The organism is Roseateles sp. (assembly GCF_036486225.1).
In the GTDB taxonomy this organism is placed as follows: Bacteria; Pseudomonadota; Gammaproteobacteria; order Burkholderiales; family Burkholderiaceae_C; genus Roseateles.
Genome location: NZ_DASVNZ010000323.1, coordinates 1 through 5,124, shown reverse-complemented (window position 1 = coordinate 5,124; position 5,124 = coordinate 1). Strand labels below are relative to the sequence as shown.

Sequence of the window (5,124 nt, the reverse complement as noted above, 5' to 3'; positions counted from 1 at the left end):
GGTGCAGGTGCAGGTGCAGGTGCAGGCCCGGGAGCAGGAGCCGGTTCGGGCGCTGGGGCTGGCGCGGGCGGCGGAGTCGGTGCCGGCGTCGGTGCCGCGGCGGTCCCGACGTGGCTGTCGCTGTTCCGGCCGCTCGCGCCTGTCGCCCCGGCCAGCAGGAGGCCGGCGCCGGCGATCATCCAGGGCCACACGGCAGACTGGTTGCAGTCTTCTTCCTTGCCGTCGCTGTAGACCTGCCGGCAGGACGGTTCGTCGGCCTTCGCGCCGGCCGTCTCCGCGCCCGCCGCCGGGCCGCTGTCGTTGCCGTCGACGCTGAGCTCGGGCAGTGATGCGGAGGACGTCGTGGCAGCTTCCGCCGCCGGGGGCAACGCGCCGCCCTTGTCGTCATCGACCACCGTCGCGACCACGTCTTCGTCGGAAGGCAGAACATGCGGCCCGCGCTTGCCGGGCGGCGGCGCATCGAGGTGGCGGGCAGGCACGGCGGCCGTGCGCGCCTTGATTTGATCGGAGGTCTGGGTGTTCATCGTGGTCGGTATTGGTGAGGAAAGGAATGACGACAGTCTCTCGTCAGCACCCCTGCGAACGCGATGGCTCATCAACGCCAAAATGAAAGCCAGAGTGACTCGTTTGCGTGATGTCCTACCCATCACCGTGGGTCCTGGATAATCCACGCCATGGTCCTTGCCGAAATCACCGGCCTGTTCCTGTCCTCACTGGCGCGCCTGATCACCGGCGCGCAGGGACACTGGAAAGGCTGTCCCCCGACGTCCGAACAACGCATCTACTTCGCCAACCATCAGAGCCACTTCGACTGGGTGCTGATCTGGGCCTCGCTGCCCGGCGAACTGCGTGCGCGGACCCGCCCGATCGCCGCGCGCGACTACTGGACGAGTTCCGCGCTCAAGACCTGGATCACGACCGCCGTGTTCAACGCGGTCTACGTCAGCCGCACCCGCGCCACGCCCGACGAGGATCCGCTCGAGCCGCTGGTCGACACGCTGCAGGGCGGCGATTCCCTGGTCATCTTCCCGGAGGGCACGCGCTCCAGCAAGGGCACGCCGCAGGCCTTCAAGGCCGGTCTCTACCACCTGTCCGAACAGTTCCCCGACGTGCAGCTCATCCCCACCTGGATCGACAACGTCCAGCGCGTCATGCCCAAGGGCGAGGTCGTGCCGGTGCCCATCCTGTGCACGGTCACCTTCGGCGCGCCGATCCGGATCGAGCCCGGCGAGGACAAGCGCGCCTTCCTCGAACGCGCACGCGCCGCGGTGATGGCGCTGCGTCCGGGAGGGTGGAAGGAATGAGGTGGCTCAAATCCCTGAACAGCGGCGAGCAGGTCGCCTTCCTGTTCGTCGTGCTGTTCGGCGCGCTGCTGCTGGTGAGCATCGTCTCGGTGCTGTGGTCGCTGCGCGAGCGTCCCGAGGACGAGCAGGAAGCCTGGCAGGCGCGCTGGTCGCGTTTCCGGCACGAGCTCAACATGGTGTGGGTCGGCGCCTGCCTGTTCTGGGCCGCGTGGGTCTCGGGGCCGGTCGGCGCGACGCTGCTGTTCGCGGTGTTCTCCTTCCTGGCCTTCCGCGAGTTCATCACGCTGCTGCACACCCGCCGCGCCGACCATCGCGGGCTGATCATGGCCTTCTTCGTGATCCTGCCGCTGCAGTACGTGCTGGTGGGGACGCGCCACTTCGACCTGTTCTCGGTGCTGATCCCGGTCTACGGTTTCCTGGCGATCCCCGTGGCCAGCGCGCTGGCGGATGATCCGGGACGTTTCCTCGAGCGCAACTCGAAGATCCAGTGGGGCATCATGGTCTGCGTCTACGGCCTGTCGCACGCGCCGGCGCTGCTGCTGCTGGAGTTCCCGAAGTACGAGGGACGCGGCGCCTTCCTGCTGTTCTTCCTGGTGGCGGTGGTGGCCTGCGGACAGGTCGCGCAGGCGGTGGCGACCAGCCGCTTCCGCGCCAAGCCGGTGGCGCGCCGCATCAGCCGCTCGTTCACGATGAAGGCCTGGTGGATAGGCGCCTTCGCGGCGGCGCTGGCGGGCGCGCTGCTGTACTGGATCACGCCGTTCAAGGCCGGCCAGGCGGCGATCGCCGCGTTCGTCGCGGCGGGCTGCGGCAGCTTCGGCGTGTTCGTGATGCAGGCGCTCAAGCGCGACGCCGGCATCAACGCCTGGGGCAACCGCAGCGCGATCACCGGCGCGGTCGGGTTGCTGGACCGCATCGCGGTGATGTGTTTCGCGGCGCCGGTGTTCTTCCATTCGGTGCGGTGGTATTTCCGCGCCGGCACCTGAAGGAGGCGACGGCATGCGCATCCTCGGCATCGACCCCGGCCTGCAGACGACCGGCTTCGGCGTCATCGACGCGGACGGGCCGCGGCTGGCGTATGTCGCCAGCGGCACGATCAAGACCAACGCGCTGCCGACCGGTGATCTGCCGGGCCGGCTGAAGATCCTCTACGACGGCATCCGCGAGGTGGTGTCGCGCTACCAGCCGACCTGCGCGGCGGTGGAGATCATCTTCGTCAACGTGAACCCGCAGTCGACGCTGCTGCTGGGCCAGGCGCGCGGCGCGGCGCTGACGGCGCTGGTGTCCTGCGACCTGCACGTGTCGGAGTACACCGCGGTGCAGATGAAGAAGGCCATCACCGGGCACGGCGGCGCCGCGAAGTCGCAGGTGCAGGCGATGGTGGCGCGGCTGCTGAAGCTGCCCGGCGAGCCGGGCAAGGACGCGGCCGACGCGCTGGGCATCGCGATCATGGACGCGCATGCGCGCGTCTCCTTCGAGGCGATGGGCAAGCAGACGACGCTGCAGCGGCGCCAGCACGCGCAGTTCAAGGGCTCACGGACGTACTGAGCCGCGCGGAGCCGTTCAGGGCTCGTCCTGCCAGTAGTCGAGGTCGCCCTCGCCCACCTTGCGGATGGCCTCGAACGGGCGGGTCGACTTGTCGGGACCGTGCTCGGCCATGAACTTGTTCGAGTCCGGATAGACGCAGATCTCCGGCTGTTCCATCGTGCTGACGGACAGGTACTTCAGCGGTGCGTCCGAGGTGTTGATGATGTGATGCGGGTACTCGGGCCCGGCGGGGATGAAGATCACGTCGCCGGCCTTGATCGGCAGGCGCTCGCCGGCGACGCGCAGCGTGCCGGTGCCTTCGAGGACGATGAACATCTCCTCCTGCGCGTAGTGCAAGTGGTACGGGCAGGTGGTCTTGCCGGGCTCGACGATGTCGTAGGACGCGCCGAGCTTGCGCGCGGCGGTCCCGCGCGCCAGGCGCGCGAAGCGCGATTCGTACAGCGGCTCGCGCTTGAACGAGGTCAGCTCGGCCTCATGGAAGTTGCGGATCAGCTCGGCGGCAAGCGCCTGGGCGCGGTCGGTCATGCTGGGGTCTCCTGGCAGCGAGGTCGGAACCCGCAGGCTAGTACCCGGATCGTCATCGAGCAAATCCCACGGTTGCCCCCGCTGTTGCGCGCCTCTGTCGCACCTGCGGTTGCAAAGGAATGTCTCGCGATTGGAATAAGCTGCCCCTCTGCCGTGTTTCTGCAGTACCCATCCACCAGGAGACCCTGCATGAAGATCACCCTGAAGCTCACCGCCGCCGCCATCCTGATGGCCGCCGCCGGCCTGGCCGCCGCGCAGACGGCCCCCGCGACCGCCAAGGACGGCGCGCTGGTCGGCCCCAACGACATGACGCTCTACACCTTCGACAAGGACACCGCCGGCAATGGCAAGAGCGTGTGCAACGGCGGCTGCGCCACCAACTGGCCGCCGCTGATGGCCCGCGCCGAGGACAAGGCCTCCGGCGACTGGTCCGTCATCACCCGCGACGACGGCGCCAAGCAGTGGGCCTACAAGGGCAAGCCGCTGTACTTCTGGGCCAAGGACGCCAAGCCGGGCGACAAGACGGGCGACGGCATCAATCAGGTCTGGCATGCGGCCAAGCCTTAAAAGCTGAGCTCCCGCAGATCGGTCCGCCCATGCCCCTGGTCCTCGACGAAGCGCTGCCGCTGCTTCCCCGTCTGCGCCGCCATGCGCGGCTGCTGTGCGGCGACCATGCCCGGGCGGACGACCTGTTGCAGGACACGCTGGAACGCGCCGCCCGCAAGGGCGCGCTGTTCCATGCGGAGCCGGGACCGACGCGCCAGGATGCCCTGCGCAACTGGCTGCTGACGCTGATGCACCGGCTCTACCTGAACCAGCGGCGCGACGCCCGCGAGGCGCTGCACGACTCGCTGGACGAGGACGACGCGCCACAGCCGGCGATCGAGGAGCCGCAGCAGCGCGTCGCCTTGCGGCTCGATCTCGAACGGGCGCTGGCCGCGCTGCCGGCCGCCTCGCGCGAGATCCTGCTGCTGGTCTGCGTCGAGGAACTCAGCTACCAGGACGCCGCCCGCGTGCTGGACGTGCCGGTGGGCACGGTGATGTCGCGGCTGTCCCGCGCCCGCGAACGGCTGCGGCTGTCGATGGACGGCGCCGCGCCGGGCCGCACGCCGCTGCGGGTGGTGAAATGAGCGCCGCACCATGACGCCAGAAGACATCGAGATCGACGACACCACGCTCCACGCCTATGTGGACGGACAACTGACGCCCGAACGCGCCGCGCAGGTCGCGGACTGGCTGCTGAGCCATCCGCGCGCCGCTCAGCAGGTGCTGGGCTGGCGCGAGCAGCGCGAGTCGCTGCAGGCCTTGCATCGCGACTGGCTGGACGAGCCGGTGCCCCCGTCGCTGACCGCCGCGCTGCGGCCGCCCGCCGCGAATGCCTCGCGCTGGCCGCGCGCCTGGGCCGCTGCGCTGCTGCTGGCCGTCGGCCTGGGTGCCGGCGTCGCCGGCGGCTGGGGCGGTCATGCGTGGTGGTACGGCAAGAAGGAAGCCGCCGAGATGGCCGCCGCCGCGGCAGCCTCGCGCGCCGCCGGCCGCGACCCCTCCATCCCCGAGTACGTCCGCGACGCCGCCATCGCGCACGCCGTCTACCAGCCCGAGAAGCGCCACCCGGTCGAAGTCGGCGCCGACCAGGCCGATCACCTGATGCAGTGGCTGAGCAAGCGGCTCGGCCAGCCGCTGTATGCGCCGGTGCTGCGCGACTACGGCTGGAAGCTGGTCGGCGGCCGGTTGCTGCCGGCGGGCGACGACG

General features: G+C 69.8%; 7 protein-coding genes and 1 pseudogene. 6 read left to right on the top strand and 2 right to left on the bottom strand.

Features of this window, described 5'->3' with window-relative positions:
• Window positions 1-524, bottom strand: a pseudogene (locus tag VF536_RS21145) (hypothetical protein); the annotation flags it as partial.
• 150 nt (window positions 525-674) lie between these two features.
• Here VF536_RS21145 and VF536_RS21140 point away from each other — a divergent pair.
• The 3 genes from VF536_RS21140 to ruvC are packed head-to-tail and all read left to right on the top strand — an operon-like array spanning window position 675 to window position 2,849.
• A complete protein-coding gene (locus tag VF536_RS21140; RefSeq protein ID WP_331616852.1) occupies window positions 675-1,304 on the top strand; it encodes a lysophospholipid acyltransferase family protein in 630 nt (209 codons plus the stop codon).
• Window positions 1,301-2,287, top strand: a complete 987-nt coding sequence (locus tag VF536_RS21135) for a phosphatidate cytidylyltransferase (protein WP_331616850.1) — start codon at window positions 1,301-1,303, stop codon at window positions 2,285-2,287. The genes VF536_RS21140 and VF536_RS21135 overlap by 4 nt, the downstream gene beginning before the upstream one ends.
• Window positions 2,288-2,300: 13 nt before the next feature.
• On the top strand, window positions 2,301-2,849 hold the full coding sequence (gene ruvC / locus VF536_RS21130) for a crossover junction endodeoxyribonuclease RuvC (RefSeq protein ID WP_331616849.1): 549 nt from the start codon (window positions 2,301-2,303) through the stop codon (window positions 2,847-2,849).
• 15 nt (window positions 2,850-2,864) lie between these two features.
• Here ruvC and VF536_RS21125 read toward each other — a convergent pair whose 3' ends face one another.
• The gene (locus VF536_RS21125) at window positions 2,865-3,374 is read right to left on the bottom strand and encodes a cupin domain-containing protein (RefSeq protein WP_331616848.1); all 510 of its coding nucleotides are present in this window, start codon (window positions 3,372-3,374) and stop codon (window positions 2,865-2,867) included.
• Window positions 3,375-3,563: 189 nt separating this feature from the next.
• Here VF536_RS21125 and VF536_RS21120 point away from each other — a divergent pair, with 189 nt between their 5' ends.
• The 3 genes from VF536_RS21120 to VF536_RS21110 form a co-directional block, all read left to right on the top strand.
• Window positions 3,564-3,941, top strand: coding sequence for a hypothetical protein (locus VF536_RS21120; RefSeq protein WP_414710425.1), 378 nt, complete (start codon window positions 3,564-3,566; stop codon window positions 3,939-3,941).
• A 29-nt stretch (window positions 3,942-3,970) separates the two neighbouring features.
• The gene (locus tag VF536_RS21115; RefSeq protein ID WP_331616847.1) at window positions 3,971-4,504 is read left to right on the top strand and encodes an RNA polymerase sigma factor; all 534 of its coding nucleotides are present in this window, start codon (window positions 3,971-3,973) and stop codon (window positions 4,502-4,504) included.
• Window positions 4,505-4,514: 10 nt separating this feature from the next.
• On the top strand, window positions 4,515-5,124 hold a 610-nt coding region (locus VF536_RS21110; protein ID WP_331616846.1), incomplete at its 3' end, for an anti-sigma factor.

What these genes read in the sequence shown, in the direction of transcription:
- VF536_RS21140 (WP_331616852.1), top strand. Translation starts at nt 675, where the DNA reads ATGGTCCTTGCCGAAATCACCGGCCTGTTCCTGTCCTCACTGGCGCGC.
- ruvC (WP_331616849.1), top strand. Translation starts at nt 2,301, where the DNA reads ATGCGCATCCTCGGCATCGACCCCGGCCTGCAGACGACCGGCTTCGGC.
- VF536_RS21135 (WP_331616850.1), top strand. Translation starts at nt 1,301, where the DNA reads ATGAGGTGGCTCAAATCCCTGAACAGCGGCGAGCAGGTCGCCTTCCTG.
- VF536_RS21115 (WP_331616847.1), top strand. Translation starts at nt 3,971, where the DNA reads ATGCCCCTGGTCCTCGACGAAGCGCTGCCGCTGCTTCCCCGTCTGCGC.
- VF536_RS21125 (WP_331616848.1), bottom strand. Translation starts at nt 3,374, where the DNA reads ATGACCGACCGCGCCCAGGCGCTTGCCGCCGAGCTGATCCGCAACTTC.
- VF536_RS21120 (WP_414710425.1), top strand. Translation starts at nt 3,564, where the DNA reads ATGAAGATCACCCTGAAGCTCACCGCCGCCGCCATCCTGATGGCCGCC.